We start from the raw sequence: 16476 nt of genomic DNA, 5'->3' as shown, positions 1-16476 counted from the left end.
GGATTTGCTCCATGCTGATGCCAAGCTTGACGATGCCGCGTCCGGCGGCGCATAATCGCGCCGCAACATAGAAAAAAGGCCCCTGATACGGCGGGGCCTTTTTGTTTTTACAGTTTTCGGAGACCCCGGATCATGGACTATCAGGCGTTTTTGCGTCAGTTGGAATCCAGCACGCTGCCTGCATCCGAATTTACCCACCAGGCGCATTTGTATGCTGCCTGGGCTTACCGTCGCCAGTATCCGGCGCCGGAGGCAGCCGTGCGCTGTGCGCGTGCGCTGTCGCGCTATGCCATGGCGCAGGGCGCGGCAGAAAAATACCATCACACCCTCACCATGTCCTTGTTGTCCATCCTGTATCACCGTGCCCAGCAGATGCCGGCCATGGTGCAGGAATGGCCGGTTTTTCTGGCGCAGTGTGATGATGTATTGCACGACGCCAAGGCGGTGTTGTTCCAATATTACTCGGATGACAGGTTGAATCAGGATGTATCGCGGCGCGCGTTTGTGCCGCCGGATCGCATGCCCTTGCCGATTGCCTGCCTGTCCCAACAAGAAAGCGAAGCCCTATGTTAAAAGCCCCGGAATTGCTGCTGCCCGCCGGCACGCTGGACAAGATGCGCGCAGCCTACGATTTTGGCGCGGATGCGGTCTATGCCGGTCAGCCGCGCTATTCGCTGCGTGCGCGCAATAACGACTTCAAGCTTGAAGAACTGAAAACCGGTATTGATGAAGCGCATGCGCGCGGCAAGCTGTTCTTTGTGGCCAGCAACCTGTTGCCGCACAACAGCAAGATCAAGACCTACATGGCCGACATGGAGCCGGTGATTGCCATGAAGCCGGATGCGCTGATCATGGCTGACCCCGGCCTGATCATGATGGTGCGCGAGCGCTGGCCGGAAGTGCCAATCCACCTGTCGGTGCAGGCCAATACCGTCAACTACATGGGGGTGAAGTTCTGGCAGAAGCTGGGTGTGTCGCGCATCATCCTGTCGCGCGAGCTGAGCCTGGACGAGATTGCCGAAATCCGTCAGGAATGCCCGGATATCGAGCTGGAAGTGTTTGTACACGGTGCCTTGTGCATTGCCTACTCCGGCCGTTGCCTGTTGTCCGGTTATTTCAATCACCGCGACCCGAACCAAGGCACCTGTACCAATGCCTGCCGCTGGGATTACAAGATGCACGACACCCAGGGCGATGACGCGGGGGATGTGCAAACCATCAAGCTGGACTTCAACAAGGCACTGGAAGAAGCCAACCAGAGCTTTGCCGCCTGTGGTGGTGCCGAACGCCATCCGCTGGCCGACAAGACCTACCTGATCGAAGAGGGCAGCCGTCCGGGCGAGCTGATGCCTATCATCGAAGACGAGCATGGCACCTACATCATGAACTCCAAGGACCTGCGTGCGGTGGAGCAGGTGGAGAAGCTGGTGAAGATCGGTGTGGATTCGCTGAAGATTGAAGGGCGTACCAAGAGCCTGTACTACGTGGCCCGCACCGCGCAGGTGTATCGCCGTGCCATCGATGACGCCGTGGCCGGCCGCCCGTTTGACTACAGCCTGCTGGCCGAGCTGGAAGGCCTGGCCAATCGTGGCTACACCCCGGGCTTCCTGGAACGTCACCAGACCCAGGATTACCAGAATTACCTGGACGGCCATTCCAAGGCCAAGCAAAGCCAGTATGTGGGCGATGTGCTGCAAGTGGATGCCGATGGCTGGGCGCTGGTCGAGGTGAAGAACCGCTTTGCGGTGGGGGATCGCATCGAGGTGATCCATCCGCGTGGTAACCGCATCGTGCAGCTGACCCAGATGACCCGTAACGGTGTGGCGGTCGATCTGGCTGCCGGTAACGGCATGCAGGTGCGTATTCCGGATATGGCTGGCATGGAGAAAGCGCTGCTGGCACGCCTGATCTGATCAAATGCATGCCACTGTGCAAACAGTGCTAAAACGTAAGCGGCTTGCCTGAAGGGGCAAACCGCTTTTATTTCGTCGGTACGCACAGCAAGGCATGGCCAGATTTGATCTGTGGCAAAACTGCCTCATTCTGAGGTGAAGCAAGAAAAAACTTTTTTTGTCTACCGCTGGCTGAATCGGCGCGTTAATCCGATCAGGGGTACTGTATGCCGTTGCCGGCCCTGCTGCAGGGCGTGGCCCGCGCAGGTGGTGGCTAAACCCTTGAATCACCAAGCGGGGCGTGGTTTTTGATCATATGTTAAGTCAATTTGGCGCTGTGGCGCTGGATATGCCCGATAAATGATCAGATGTGTCGACGTGTGCGTGCTGTGCAGATGTCAAGCCCCTGCCGCCTGCCGTTTTCTTGCGCTGCAAAAAAAAATCATGTTGCGGCTGAATGTCTTTGTGGTTAAAAAGCTGTAACACCTCAACACAATTTGTGGATTTTATTAAACATAACCGAGGTGATATCTACAACGGAGGAGGCTGGTTCGAGCGTTAGCCTGAACCTGTCGAAGTGCAGTCGGCCTGGTGCCGGCAGCGTTTCACGGCTTTCCTGCGATAACAATAATGTGAAAAGACTGGCAACCCGTTTGCCTTGTCCTTCGTCTCTTGCCTGACAGTTACCTGCCGTTCTGGATTGGAAATAGCCAGAATGGATAGGATGGGGTTATAAATGTCGTGCACACTTATTGCTTGGTGAATAGGCGTGTCACATTCGCCCCGGGTTTGGCGTGACCGGATAGGAGGGAGAATCCCCGACTGGTCTCATGAGGTGCAGTGCATCAGGTCCCTCGCGTCTCCTGACGAAGGGAATTTATGGTCTTGCAATACATAGGAAGCCTGTAATGAAGAAGAAACTTGTCAAGAAAGTGCTGTGTTCGCTGCTTCTGCTGTTGCCAAGTGCTGGCGTTCTGGCAGAAGACAAGGTACTGAACGTTTATAACTGGTCCGACTACATTGCCAAGGGCACCATTCCCGGCTTTGAAAAACAGACCGGCGTGAAGGTGAAGTATGACGTTTACGACAGCGACGACACCTTGCAAGCCAAGATGCTGACCGGCCGTGCCGGCTACGACATCGTGGTTCCGACCTCCAACTTCATGGCCAAGCAGATCGAGGCGGGCATCTACCAGAAACTGGACAAGTCCAAGATCCCGAACCTGGCGAATCTGGACAAGGCCCTGATGGCCAAGATCCAGGATGCCGACCCGGGCAATGCCCACGGTGTGCCCTGGGCTTACGGTACCGACGGCTTGGGTTACAACTTCACCAAGGTGAAGGCCATTCTGGGCGCTGGTGCTCCGCTGGACAGCTGGGACATCCTGTTTGACCCGAAATATGTTTCCAAACTGAAGGGCTGCGGCGTTTCGGTGCTGGATCAGGCCAACGACGTTTTCGCAGTCGCACTGCACCACCTGGGTAAGGACCCGAACAGCAAGAACCCGGCTGACTACCAGGCCGCCTTCGAACTGCTGAAGAAAATCCGCCCCTACATCACCCAGTTCAATTCTTCCGGCTACATCAATGACCTGGCCAATGGCGATATCTGCCTGGCGCTGGGCTGGTCCGGTGACGTCAACATTGCCAAGCACCGTGCCGCTGAAGCCAAGCGTACCTATCAGCTGGGCTATGTGATTCCGAAATCCGGCGCGCCGATCTGGTTTGACGTGATGGTGATCCCGAAAGATGCGCCGCACGTGGAAGCCGCTCACAAGTGGATCAACTACATCCAGAATCCGGAAGTCAATGCCGCGATTACCGATGAAGTGTTCTACCCCACGGCCAACGCAGCTGCCCGCAAGTTCGTGAAGCCGGAAATCGCCAACGATCCGTCCATTTATCCGCCGGAATCGGTCATGAAGACCCTGTTCCTGCTCAAGCCGCTGCCGGCTGACATCATGCGTCTGCAGAACCGTCTGTGGACCCAGCTGAAGACCGGCCGCTAAACCGAGTCCTGAATCACCGGGGTGTTTGCACCCCGGTGCTGCAAGACAGCACGGCATGCCGGGGTTTTCTCCGCGCAGGCTGATGCAAGCGTCAGCTGCCGTTCGGCAACGGGCAGGTGGCTGGCTAGAAAAAGTATCTGGAGTGAGGGTTGCAAGCCGGTCCGGTAGGGTCGGGTTGCTGTGAAACGTAAGTCATCACATCAGGGCGAGTCGTGACAGGGCCTTGATATGATGGCTGTAAAGATGGGCTTGGCAAGCCGGGTTCCCCGGCCAAGTGGTGCTAAATCATGAAAAGTCTCAAATTCAGTCGATGGTTACCGTCCGGCAGGACAACCGTGATTGGTGTTCCGTTTTTGTTCCTGTTTGTCTTTTTCCTGTTGCCCTTCCTGTTGGTGGTAGGCATCAGCTTCTCCCAGCAGCAACTGGGGATTCCGCCTTACACACCGCTCACCAAGATGGAAGACGATGTCTTCACCCTGGTGCTCAACATCGGCCATTACAAGTTCATGCTGGGTGACGATCTGTACTTCGCCACCTACATCAGCTCGGTCAAGATGGCTTTTGTGTCCACGGTTTTGTGTCTGCTGATCGGTTACCCGATGGCTTACTACATTGCCCGTGCGTCTGAATCTGCCCGTGACACCCTGATGATGATGGTGATGCTGCCGTTCTGGACGTCCTACCTGATTCGCGTCTATGCGTGGATCGGCATCCTGAAGAACGACGGTTTCCTCAATCAGTTCCTGATGTGGCTGGGCGTCATCGATACCCCGCTGCGCCTGTACCACACCAACTGGGGTGTTTATATCGGCATGGTGTTTTCCTACCTGCCGTTCATGATCATGCCGTTGTATTCCCACCTGGTGAAAATGGACCTGCGCCTGCTGGAAGCTGCCTACGACCTGGGTGCCCGTCCGTGGAAGGCCTTTGTGCAGGTAACCCTGCCGCTGTCCAAGAACGGCATCATCGCCGGCAGCCTGCTGGTGTTCATTCCGGCGGTGGGTGAGTACGTGATTCCGGAACTGCTGGGTGGTTCCGACACGCTGATGATCGGCCGCGTGATGTGGGATGAATTCTTCAACAATATGGACTGGCCGATGGCGGCTACCGTGACTTGCGCGATGGTGCTGCTGCTGCTGGTGCCCATGGCCATGTTCCAGCATTACCAAGCAAAAGTGATGGAGGAAGTGAAATGAGCACCTTGAAACCCAGCAAGCCGCTGTCTTATGCGGTACTTGGCTTCGGCTACTCTTTCCTGTACCTGCCCATCCTGCTGCTCATCATCTATTCGTTCAACGAATCGAAGCTGGTGACGGTGTGGTCCGGTTTCTCCACCAAGTGGTACTGGGCGCTGCTGGAGGATGACGAACTCATCACTGCAGCCCTGCTCAGTATCAAGATTGCGCTGATGACGGCAACGGCATCGGTGGTGGTGGGTACCTGGGCTGGTTTCGTGATGGCGCGGCTCAACCGCTTCCGTCTGTTTCCGCTGTTCGCCGGCATGATCAATGCCCCGCTGGTGATTCCGGAAGTGATCCAGGGTATTTCTCTGCTGCTGCTGTTTGTGGCCATGGAGCAAACCCTGGGCTGGCCGGAAGGCCGCGGTGTGTTCACCATCTGGATTGGTCACGTGATGCTGTGTGTGTCCTACGTAGCCATCATCGTGCAATCCCGTGTGCGTGAACTGAACCGTTCGCTGGAAGAAGCCGCCATGGACCTGGGTGCACGTCCGCTCAAGGTGTTCTGCGTGATTACCCTGCCGCTGATTTCCCAGGCACTGGTGTCCGGCTGGTTGCTGTCCTTCACCCTGTCGCTGGACGACCTGGTGCTGACCGCCTTCCTGTCCGGTCCGGGTTCCACCACCTTGCCGATGGTGGTGTTCTCGCGGGTTCGTCTGGGTCTGAACCCGGAAATGAACGCACTGGCCACCCTGTTCATCCTGGTGGTGTCGGTGGGTGTGGTAGCGGGCAATCTGTACATGCGTTCCATGCAGCGCAAGCGTGAACGTGAAATGCAGCTGGCCTTCAAGGCAGCCTGAGTCAGCAGGGGATTAGTGTAACGACAACGGGGTAGCAGTGGGTTGGGCAGTCAGACCAGTCCGGCTGTTGCCCCGTTTGTTCTGTCAGCGTAGGAGCAAAGCTGTTCATGCTGTAGTACAAGGGAGAAATGAAATGAAGAAATTGTTGATCAGCGCACTGATCGCAGGTCTTCCCGGTGTGGCCATGGCCGACGCCAAGGGAGACGAAATCGCCAAGCTCAAGGCCCAGCTAGAGGCCCTGCAGGCGCAAATGCAACAGCTGCAACAGGCGGTGAATGCCGCAACTGCCGCCAAGGCACCCGAGGCCGATGACGCCAATGCCGAACTGAAGCAGCGCGTGGCCGGCATGGAGATGAAGGTCGACAAGCTGACCACCGATGCCAGCGAAGGCCCGATTGCCGGTCTGAGCATTACCGGTTACATGGACCCGACCTATGTGGCCAGCCGTCTGGGTCGCAGCGCCGGCTTCCAGTTTGTCAATCACAGCAACCAGTATGCTTACACCAACAGCACCTTTGGTGATGTCTACCTGGACATCAAGAAAACCTTTGGTGTTGGCCCGATGGCGCCCAGTGCCGAAGTCAGCATCCTGCCTAACCGTGGTTCCGGCAACAACCTGCTGACCAGCGGTGGCAACAGCAGCGCGGGCAACAATATCATCAATACCGCCATCATCAACTTCCCGGTGTCCGACACTACCCAGTTGGTGGCAGGTTTGATGAACAGCTTTGGTGGCTATGAAGTCCAGCAATCCAACCAGATGAACACCATCACCCATGGCCTGCTGTATGACTTCAGCGACCCGGGCAGCTATGTTGGTGCCGGCTTCAACTGGTCGCATGGTTCGTGGGCCACCAAGTTCATGATTGCCAACGAGCAGTTCCACACCAATCCGAACAGTGCAAACGACGCGAACCAGCATACCCACAGCAACAGCACGCCGACGGTGACGGGCCGTGTCGATTACACCATGACCAGCAATCTGGACATTGGCGGCTCGATGAATATCGGTCGTCAAAGCCTGTATGCGCACACCAATAGTAATGGTGATGCTGACGGCACTTATGGTTATCAGGGCACGTCCAACAGCGCCTACGGGGCCTACTACTTTGGCGAGCTGGACATGACGCTGACCGGTACTGACAGCGTCTACAATGCCGAAATCGACTACGGTCGGCAGAAGCAGGCAGCTTGGAACGGTGGCGATGCCGTATGGTATGGCTTCTCGCTGCTGGCCCACCAGAAATGGAATTCCGAGTGGTTCGGCCGCATGGGGGGCACCCTGCGTTATGACTACCTGAATGACAGCAAGAACGGTGGTGGTGGCGGTGGTATCGCGCTGGGTCAGTCCAGTGGTGTGGATGGCACCAACGGCTTCGGTATTTCCCAGGCTTGTTTCAATAGCAGCAGTGTCAATGGTACTGATTGCTCCGGCGCCACCCGTCAGGCTTTGACCGCAGCCCTGCTGTTCTACCCGACCGACCAGCTGACCCTGAAGATGGAAATCCGTCACGACTGGGCCAATCGCGATGTATTCCTGCGCAGCGATGGCAACTATCGCAAGAGCAACGATATCTTCGCGGCTCAGGCGGTTTACAGCTTCTGATCCTGGTTTGTCCTGTTGTCACGAATGGCCTCCGCTGGAGGCCATTTTTTATTGCCTTGCCGTCGGGGTGGATCCGTGTGGGCAGGTACTCGCGCGTGCAAAGCGATGGTGAGTGCAAATATACGGACGGCGGGCGCTCACCCCTTTGGCATGATCTGCCTGCAAGGTGCGTGATTTGCACTGCTTTGGCGCGCACGATGCACTTTTGCTGCGATGCAAACATTGCCCGTCAAGGCCTGGGGGCATACAATCGACACTGTTAAATTTTTCGAAAACGAAGGCGTTTTTTCGTTTTCACGGCAATATGGGGCAAGCATGACAATTTTGCAGTTGATCAATCAACGGGTACAGGCAGCACTGGCAGCTGCCGGTGCGCCGGACGCGCCGGCAGTGATCCAGCCGGCTTCCAAACCGGAATTCGGTGACTACCAGGCCAATGGTGTGATGGGTGCGGCCAAGGCGCTCAAGACCAATCCGCGTGAGCTGGCCCAGAAAGTAGTGGCCGCGCTGGACCTGCAAGGCATTGCCGACAAGGTGGAAATTGCCGGTCCGGGCTTCATCAACATTCATCTTGCCCCCGAATACCTGGCCCGTCGCAGTGAAGCTGCCCTGCAGGACGACAAGCTGGGCATCAGCCCTGTGGCAGCACAGCGGGTGATGGTGGAATATTCCTCGCCCAATCTGGCCAAGGAAATGCACGTCGGTCATCTGCGTTCGTCGATTATTGGCGATGCACTGGCGCGGGTGATGGAATTCCTGGGTCACGATGTCGTGCGTGCCAACCACGTGGGCGATTGGGGTACCCAGTTCGGCATGCTGACCGCCTATCTGGTGGAAATCCGTCAGGCGGGTGACAACGCGCTGGAGCTTTCCGATCTGGAAACCTTCTACCGCAATGCCAAGGTGCGTTTTGACGAAAGCGAAGAATTTGCCGACCGCGCCCGTGACTACGTGGTGCGTCTGCAAGGTGGCGATGAAGAAGTGCTCAAGCTGTGGGCGCAGTTTGTCGACATCTCGCTCAAGCATTGCGAAGCGGTGTATCAAAAGCTGAATGTCGGCCTGAAGCGCGAGCATGTGCGCGGTGAGTCCGCCTATAACGACGACCTGCCGGTGATTGTGGAAGAGCTGCGTGCCGCAGGCTTGCTGAGCGAAAGCGAAGGCGCCGAGGTGGTGTTCCTGGAGGAATTCCGCACCCAGGACGACGAGCCGATGGGCGTGATCATCCGCAAGAAAGACGGCGGCTTCCTGTACACCACCACCGACCTGGGCGCAGTGCGCTACCGTCACAAGGTGCTGAATCTGGACCGCGTCATCTATGTGGTGGATGCGCGCCAGAGCCAGCACTTTGCCCAGATGTTCAGCATCTGCCGCAAGGCGGGTTTTGCCCCGGAAAGCATGAAGCTGGAACATATCGGCTTTGGCGTGATGATGGGCGACGACGGCAAGCCGTTCAAGACTCGCTCCGGCGGCACCGTCAAGCTGATCGAGCTGCTGGACGAGGCGGAAGAGCGTGCCTATGCGCTGGTGTCGGAAAAGAACCCGGAGCTGTCCGAGAACGAGAAGCGCGAAATCGCTGCGGCGGTGGGCATTGGTGCGGTGAAGTATGCCGACCTGTCCAAAAACCGCATGAGCGATTACATCTTCAACTGGGACACCATGCTGGCCTTTGAAGGTAATACCGCGCCGTATCTGCAATACGCCTACACCCGCGTGCAGAGCGTATTCCGCAAGGCAGAAAACGTGGACGCCAATGCGCCCATCGTGATTACCGAGCCGGCAGAAAAACATCTGGCTGCGGCACTGGCCCAGTTTGAGGACACGCTGTTGTCGGTGGCGGAAGGTTGCTACCCGCACTACCTGTCCAACTACCTGTACCAGATTGCCACGCTGTTCTCCCGCTTCTACGAGGCCTGCCCGATCCTGAAGAGCGAAGGCGAGGTACGTGCCAGCCGCCTGCAACTGGCTGCGCTGACTGCCAAGACCCTGCGCACCGGTCTGGACCTGCTGGGCATCAAGGTGCTGGAAGCAATGTAAGCCATTCTGTCTGGCCTGGTATGAAAAAACGCCCTGGATTCCAGGGCGTTTTTCATTGTGGTTTGTCTTGCTCAGATGGCTTGGGTGGCGTGCAGCAGCCAGTCACGGGCAGCGCCTGTCACCAGTGGCAGCAGACGGCGTTGTACCTCGGCGTGGTAGTGATTCAGCCAGTCTACTTCCTGACGGGACAGCAGGCTGTGCTCGATGCAGCGGGTGTCGATCGGGCAGAGCGTCAGTGTTTCAAAGCGCAGGAAGTCGCCAAAGCCGTTTTTCTGTGCTGGTACATTCAATACCAAGTTCTCGATGCGTACCCCCCACTGGCCGGGGCGATAGATGCCCGGTTCCACCGAAGTGATCATGCCTTCCTGCATTGCCATGCTGGCATCCGGCAGGCTGCGCGAGATGGTTTGCGGGCCTTCATGCACATTGAGGAAATAACCCACGCCATGGCCGGTGCCGTGGCCGAAGTCGATATCGTGTTGCCACATCGGAGCGCGGGCCAGTGCATCCAGCATCGGCGACAGGGTGCCACGCGGGAAGTGGGCCATCGACAGATTGAGCGTACCCTTGAGCACCAGGGTGAAGTCGCGCTTTTGTTCCGGGCTGGGCGTACCGACCGCCACCACGCGGGTGATGTCGGTGGTGCCGCCATGATACTGACCACCGGAGTCAATCAGCAGCAGGCCGTCACCGGCAATACTGGCATGGGCCTGTTCCGTGGCGCGGTAGTGCGGCAGGGCGCCGTTGGCATTGAAGCCGGCAATGGTGGCAAAGCTGGGCGAGACAAAGCCGGGGCGGCGGGCGCGGGCGGCGGTAATCTGCGCGTCGATGGTCAGTTCGGTGATGGCCTCGCGGTTGACTGCCTGTTCGAACCAGGCGAAGAACTCGCACAGCGCAGCGCCATCCTGCTCCATGGTGTGGCGGATGTGTTCTGCCTCGGCGGCGGTCTTGCAGGCTTTCAGCAGGGTGCTGGGGTTGATGGCCTGCACGCGCGGCATGCTTTGTGGCATGGCCTGATGGAAACCCAGCGTGATGCGGCGCGGGTCCAGCAACATGGTGCTGCTGAGGGGTAGGGAAGTCAGTACCGACTTGGTACTGTGGTAATCGGCCAGTTGCACGCCGTCAGCTGCCAGTTCGGCTTGCAGCTTGGCATCCACTTTCTTGCCATCAACAAACAGGGTGGAGCTGTCCGGGCCCAGCAGCAAGTGGCTGATGAACACCGGGTTGTAAATGACATCCGCACCGCGCAGGTTCAGCAGCCAGGCAATATCGTCCAGCGTGGAAATGAAGTGGTAATCCGCGGCGTGCTGCTGCATGGCCTGTCGTACTGCGGTCAGTTTGTCCTGGCGGCTGGTGCTGGCAAACGGTGGCCGGTGTGGGTAGATGGCGGCTTGTGGCAATGAGGGGCGGTCGCTCCAGATCTGCGCGGGTAAATCCAGCTCGGTGCGCAGGGCAATGCCGCGTGCGCTCAGGCTGCTGTGCAGCGCATTGGCTGCGGCCAGGCTCAGTACGTCGCCTGCCACCGCTACGGTTTGTCCGGCTTGCAGGTTTTCAGCCAGCCAGTCCAGATGCTGGCTGCTGGCGGCGGTCTGGATTTTCATCAGGGTGATGCCGCTGCCGTCCAGCTCCCTGGCGGCCTGTTCCCAGTAGCGGCTGTCTGCCCACAGTCCGGCCTGATCCTGCGTGACAATCAGCGTGCCCATCGAGCCGTGAAAACCGGACAACCACTGCCGGGCCTGCCAGTAGGCGGGCAGGTATTCGGACAGATGCGGGTCGGAAGAGGGAATCAGGCAGGCAGCAATATGCTGTTGTTGCATGGCCTGGCGCAAGGCGGCCAGGCGCTGGGGAATGGTGAGCAGGGTAGTCATGCGTTATCCAGTGCTGTGTGTACAGCTATTCTGGTGCGCGCATGGCAGGCTGACAAGCGAGTTTATGCCGGGGTCGCCATGCATTTTGTGCATGCCTGGGACGGCAAGGCGCAAAAAAGGCGATCCGTGGATCGCCTTCTTGTATTGCTGAACGACTGGGTGCTTAGTCGGCACGCTGGGTGCTGCGCTGGCCCTGACCGGCAGAGCGCGGGCCACGACGGTCGTAGCTGCCGCCACCATTGCCACCGGTACCACGGCCGTAGCCGCCTTCGCGACGTTCGCGGCCATAGCCGTTGCCGCTGCCACCGCGACGTTGACCCTGGGCACCGTAGCCACCCGGCTTGCCATTGCGACGCGGGCCTTTCGGCGGACGACGGGTCGGTTCCATGCCTTCGATCACGCCTTCGGTGATCTGACGCTTCAGGTATTGCTCGATGCGGCGTACCTTGTGGAATTCTTTCGATTCCGCCAGGGTGATGGCTGTGCCGTCACGACCGGCACGACCGGTACGGCCGATACGGTGTACATAGTCTTCAGCCTGTTTCGGCAGGTCGAAGTTCACCACGTGGGTGATGGTGGGAACGTCGATACCGCGCGCAGCAACGTCGGTGGCCACCAGAATCTTGATACGACCGCGACGCAGGTCGTTCAGGGTACGGTTACGCCAGCTTTGCGGCATGTCGCCATGCAGGCAGGCAGCGGAATAGCCCTGGTCGGACAGCTTGTCAGCCAGTTCTTCGCTGTAAGCCTTGGTGGCGGAGAAGATCACGCACTGGTCAAAGCCGGACTCTTTCAGGATGTGATCCAGCAGGCGATGCTTGTGGTTCAGGTCGTCCGCGTACAGCAGGTGTTCTTCGATGGTGCCGCCGGAAGTTTCGGTACGGGCAATTTCGATACGCTGCGGTTCGCGGGTGATTTTTTCAGCCATGCGGCCAACGGTGCCATCCAGCGTAGCGGAGAACAGTACGGTCTGACGGCTTTCCGGAGTGGCCTTGACGATGGTTTCGATGTCTTCGATGAAGCCCATGTCCAGCATGCGGTCGGCTTCGTCCAGCACCAGCATTTCCAGGCGGGAGAAGTCAACACGGCCGGAGCGCATGTGGTCCATCAGACGGCCCGGCGTGGCCACGATCAGGTCGATCGGGCGGGACAGGGCGCGGGTCTGGTAGCCGAAGGAGGCGCCGCCCACCAGGCAGGCGGTACGCATCCAGCGCAGGTCCTTGCCGTATTCCAGGGCGTTCTTTTCCACCTGTTGCGCCAGTTCGCGGGTCGGGCACAGCACCAGAACGCGCGGGCCCTGGCCCTTGCCGGTGGAGCGCTCGGACAACTTGGTCAGGGCCGGCAGCAGGAAGGCTGCGGTCTTGCCGCTACCGGTTTGAGCGGAAACCAGCAGGTCGCGGCCAGCAATGGCAGCAGGAATGGCTTCGGCTTGTACGCCGGTGGGGGTGTCGTAACCGGCAGCTTCGAGTGCACGCAGGATGGTCGGGGCAACGCCCAGGTCGGAGAAATGCATAATGTCCTTTCAAACCGGAGTAGAGCCGGTGTCGCTTGGCCAGGAGATGTGGCGGTTAGCAGCCTCGTGTGAGGCTGTCGGTCATCGGCACCAACCTGTGCAAGCGGCGAACAGCAGTCCAGTCAAAAGAGACACTACGTGGACGAAGCCTGGAATATCGGTCAGGGACGATGAAGCATCACGCCGGCAGTTGCTGCATTGCTGCTGCTGAATCTGCCGGTGGAATTTGGAAATCAGAAGGGTTCGCACTCTACGGTAAAAAATAGCCGTTTGCAAGCCTTTTCTGCAAAATGGCCTGCTAAGTGATTGATTCCCTGTCAGGAGATGTGGCAAAAAATCAAAAATTGCAGCCGGCTGCAAGTTTCAGTGCCGCAGTGCAGCATCGTCCTGCTGGCCTGGCAGTGAGGCCAGCCACCCCATGTCACCGTTATTGTCACGGTATTCTGCACCACTCCAGAAGGCATAAGGCAGTGCCTTGATTTGACTGAATAAGCTGGCAAAGTCCAGCGCACCGCTGCCCGGCGCGCCACGGCCGGGGTAGTCGGCAAGCTGCAAGTGGCCGATGCGTTGCCAGTGTTGTGCCAGCAAGGGGGATAGCGCTTCGCCCATGCTGGCCATGTGATAAAGGTCGATTTGCCAGAAAAGATTGGGGTGAGCGGGCAGTTGCTGCAATTCGGCCAGCGTGCTCACCAGAAAACCGGGCATGTCGTGGCGGTTGATGGCCTCCACGGTGCAGCGGATGTGATGCTGGCCAAGCAGATCAGCAGCCATCAGCAGATTGGCATTCAGTGTGGCCAGGGCCTGTGTGCGGCTGCTGCCTTCGGCCAGCCGTCCGGGCAGGATGTTCACCGCTTCCACGCCCAGTTGCGTGGCGTAATGCAGGCATTGCTGCAGGCCGCTGGCAAATTCCGCCTCCTTGCCTGAATGGCCAGCCAGCCCGGTGCCGCCTTGCATCAGGTCTCCGGCCGGAGCGTTGATCAGTACCAGCTTCAGTTGATGCTGATTCAGCCAGCCTTGCAGCTGTTTCACCGTATGTTCATAGGGGAACTGGATTTCCACTGCAGCAAAACCGGCGGCGCGGGCGGCGGCAAAGCGCTCCGGCCACGGCAGGTGGCTGAACAGCATGCTGAGGTTGGCACAGAGTTTCAACATGGTCTGGTTTCCTGATGATGGTCCTGGTACAGATTGATGACGCTGCTGAGGTCGGCTGTGGCATGGCCTTGTGCGGCATGCAGGCGCATCAGTTGGCTGGCCAGCGCAGCCAGCGGGGTGGCGGACTGGCTTTGTTTTGATAGCTGACCGGCGTTGTCCAGATCCTTCAGCAGGGTGGCCACCTTCCACTGTACCGGCTCAGCCTGACGTGCCGCCATGCGCGGGGCGAGAATCTGCAAGGGTAGCGAATCGGCAAAGCCACCAGCCAGCGCTGGTGCCAGCAGGCTGGCATCAACGCCATTGTTTTCGGCCAGCGCCACCGCTTCGGCAATCAGCATGGCATTGGCGGCCACAACCAGCTGGTTACAGATTTTGGTCACCTGCCCGCTGCCGACATCGCCCATGCGGGTAATGCGCTGCGACAAGGCTTGCAAGGGCAGGCTGGCGCGCTGGATGTCCGCCTCGCTGCCACCGGCCATGATCACCAGTGTGCCTTGTTCCGCCCCCCTTACCCCGCCGGATACCGGCGCATCCACCCAGCTGGCACCCTGTTGGCCAAGCTGCTCTGCGCAGCGGCGGGTGGTGTCGGGGTCGATGCTGGACAGGTCAATGATGAGCTGGCCGGCGCGCAAGAGCGGGTGCAATTGCGCCACCACACTTTGCACCGCAGCGGCATCGGCAATGCACAGCATGATGATGTCACTGGCACCCGCCAGTTCCGCCAGCGATGTTGAGGCGGACATGCCCTCGGCGCGGGCCTGTTCCAGCTTGTCCGGCGAGCGGTTCCAGACGGTGAGCGGGAAGCCGGCAGCCTGCAGCCTGCGGCACATGGGCAGGCCCATCAGGCCCAGTCCGATAAAACCGATTCTTTCCATGAAGCTAGCCCTGCGGACAATGGAGGATGGCGAAATTCTATTGGTTTGGTCGTTACCGCGTCGAGCCTTGCGGTGATGACATGAAAAAACGGCCCGTCTGCATGTGCAGAAGCGGGCCGCCGTGGCATTGCCCGACAAGGCGGGCATCAGGCCGGTATCAGGCCTGCCATTCAATCAGCGCATAGTTCTTCTTGCCGCGCTTGAGCAGGCTGAAGCGACCGAACAGTCGGTCATCGGCGGTAAAGCGATGCTCGATGCTGTCTGCCTTGTTGCCGTTGATGCTGACCGCGCCGCTCTGGATGAAGGTACGTGCCTCGCTCTTGGACTTGGCCAGGCCGCCATTGGCCACCGCGTCGATCAGGCTGTCCTCAGCCGCATTCAGCACGAAGTGCGGCAGGCCGTCCTGTGCCAGTTGGGCGAAGTCGTCCTCGGTCAGGCTGGACAGGTCGTTGCTGAACAGGCTGTGGGTAATGCGCTGGGCGGCGGCCAGGGCTGCCTTGCCGTGTACCAGTTCGGTCACTTGTTCGGCCAGGATGCGCTGGGCTTCCGGCTTGCCATCACGGGCCTTGTCGGCTTCTTCGATGGCGGCGATTTCCGCTACCGACAGGAAGCTGAAGTAGCGCAGGAACTTGTACACGTCGGCATCGGCGGTGCCCAGCCAGAACTGGTAGAAGGCGTAGGGTGAAGTCTTGCGCGCATCCAGCCAGATGGTGCCGGATTCGGTCTTGCCGAACTTGGTGCCATCGGACTTGGTGACCAGCGGCATGGTCAGGCCGAACACCTGCTGCTGGTTCAGGCGACGGGTGAGGTCGGTACCGGCGGTGATATTGCCCCACTGGTCGGAACCACCGATTTGCAGCTTGCAGCCCAGGCGACGGTTCAGCTCGGAAAAGTCATAACCCTGCAGCAGGCTGTAGGAGAACTCGGTGTAGGAAATGCCCTGGTCGTCGCGGTTGATGCGCTGTTGCACCGCTTCTTTCTTGATCATTGCGTTGACCGAGAAGTGCTTGCCGATGTCGCGCAGGAATTCCAGTGCGCCCATGCCGCCAAACCAGTCGTAGTTATTGGCCATGACAGCGGCGTTGTCGCCTTCGAAGGACAGGAAGGGCGAAACCTGGGCGCGGATTTTGTCCACCCAGCCTTCAATCACATCCGGGGTGTTCAGCTTGCGTTCGGTGGCCTTGAAGCTGGGGTCGCCGATCATGCCGGTGGCACCGCCCACCAGGGCGATCGGGCGATGGCCCGCCAGCTGGAAGCGTTTGAGCATCAGAATGGGAACCAGGCTGCCGATGTGCAGGCTGTCAGCAGTCGGGTCGAATCCGCAATACAGGGTTACCTGTTCCTTGGCCAGTAGTTCGGACAAGGCGGCGGCGTCTGTGGTTTGCGCGATCAGGCCGCGGGCCTCCAGATCCTCGATCAGTGAAGCTTGGGTCATTACTTTCTCCAACTCAATGCGTGAAAACACAGCCGCAGCGGGCTGTCAGTGCGT

General features: G+C 59.0%; 12 protein-coding genes. 7 read left to right on the top strand and 5 right to left on the bottom strand.

The features are described 5' to 3' along the window. Positions 1 to 132 precede the first annotated feature (132 nt). The 7 genes from DKK66_RS19380 (at position 133) to argS (ending at position 9579) form a co-directional block, all read left to right on the top strand. Positions 133 to 573: a hypothetical protein gene (locus DKK66_RS19380; protein WP_045848654.1), complete on the top strand. Its 441-nt coding sequence runs from the start codon at positions 133 to 135 to the stop codon at positions 571 to 573. Beyond that, a complete protein-coding gene (yegQ, locus tag DKK66_RS19375) occupies positions 567 to 1913 on the top strand; it encodes a tRNA 5-hydroxyuridine modification protein YegQ (protein ID WP_131360679.1) in 1347 nt (448 codons plus the stop codon). Before DKK66_RS19380 ends, yegQ begins: the two co-directional genes overlap by 7 nt. 887 nt (positions 1914 to 2800) lie before the next feature. Continuing rightward, positions 2801 to 3901, top strand: a complete 1101-nt coding sequence (locus tag DKK66_RS19370; RefSeq protein ID WP_131360677.1) for a polyamine ABC transporter substrate-binding protein — start codon at positions 2801 to 2803, stop codon at positions 3899 to 3901. A gap of 287 nt (positions 3902 to 4188) precedes the next feature. Further along, positions 4189 to 5097: an ABC transporter permease subunit gene (locus tag DKK66_RS19365; protein ID WP_045848657.1), complete on the top strand. Its 909-nt coding sequence runs from the start codon at positions 4189 to 4191 to the stop codon at positions 5095 to 5097. Beyond that, positions 5094 to 5939, top strand: a complete 846-nt coding sequence (locus DKK66_RS19360; RefSeq protein ID WP_062790576.1) for an ABC transporter permease subunit — start codon at positions 5094 to 5096, stop codon at positions 5937 to 5939. The genes DKK66_RS19365 and DKK66_RS19360 overlap by 4 nt, the downstream gene beginning before the upstream one ends. A gap of 133 nt (positions 5940 to 6072) precedes the next feature. Continuing rightward, entirely contained in the window at positions 6073 to 7545 is a 1473-nt protein-coding gene (locus DKK66_RS19355) for a DUF3138 family protein (protein WP_131360676.1), read from the top strand. Positions 7546 to 7860: 315 nt separating this feature from the next. Then, positions 7861 to 9579, top strand: coding sequence for an arginine--tRNA ligase (gene argS, locus DKK66_RS19350; protein ID WP_131360674.1), 1719 nt, complete (start codon positions 7861 to 7863; stop codon positions 9577 to 9579). 71 nt (positions 9580 to 9650) lie between these two features. Here argS and DKK66_RS19345 read toward each other — a convergent pair whose 3' ends face one another. The 5 genes from DKK66_RS19345 to tyrS all read right to left on the bottom strand — a co-directional run bounded on the left by DKK66_RS19345 (position 9651) and on the right by tyrS (position 16422). Beyond that, on the bottom strand, positions 9651 to 11438 hold the full coding sequence (locus DKK66_RS19345) for an aminopeptidase P family protein (RefSeq protein ID WP_370303015.1): 1788 nt from the start codon (positions 11436 to 11438) through the stop codon (positions 9651 to 9653). A gap of 172 nt (positions 11439 to 11610) precedes the next feature. After that, positions 11611 to 12960, bottom strand: a complete 1350-nt coding sequence (locus tag DKK66_RS19340; protein WP_131360670.1) for a DEAD/DEAH box helicase — start codon at positions 12958 to 12960, stop codon at positions 11611 to 11613. A gap of 363 nt (positions 12961 to 13323) precedes the next feature. Continuing rightward, positions 13324 to 14112, bottom strand: a complete 789-nt coding sequence (locus DKK66_RS19335) for a hydroxypyruvate isomerase family protein (RefSeq protein WP_207389827.1) — start codon at positions 14110 to 14112, stop codon at positions 13324 to 13326. Further along, on the bottom strand, positions 14106 to 15134 hold the full coding sequence (locus DKK66_RS19330) for an NAD(P)-dependent oxidoreductase (RefSeq protein WP_131360669.1): 1029 nt from the start codon (positions 15132 to 15134) through the stop codon (positions 14106 to 14108). The genes DKK66_RS19335 and DKK66_RS19330 overlap by 7 nt, the downstream gene beginning before the upstream one ends. Before the next feature lie 10 nt (positions 15135 to 15144). Continuing rightward, positions 15145 to 16422 carry a tyrosine--tRNA ligase gene (gene tyrS, locus DKK66_RS19325; RefSeq protein ID WP_131360667.1) on the bottom strand — a complete coding sequence of 426 codons (1278 nt, stop codon included), beginning with the start codon at positions 16420 to 16422 and terminating at the stop codon, positions 15145 to 15147. Between the last annotated feature and the right edge of the window lie 54 nt (positions 16423 to 16476).

The sequence above is a fragment of the Aquitalea sp. USM4 genome (genome assembly GCF_004328945.1).
Lineage (GTDB): Bacteria > Pseudomonadota > Gammaproteobacteria > Burkholderiales > Chromobacteriaceae > Aquitalea > Aquitalea pelogenes.
This window is presented reverse-complemented; position numbering and strand designations above follow the sequence as displayed.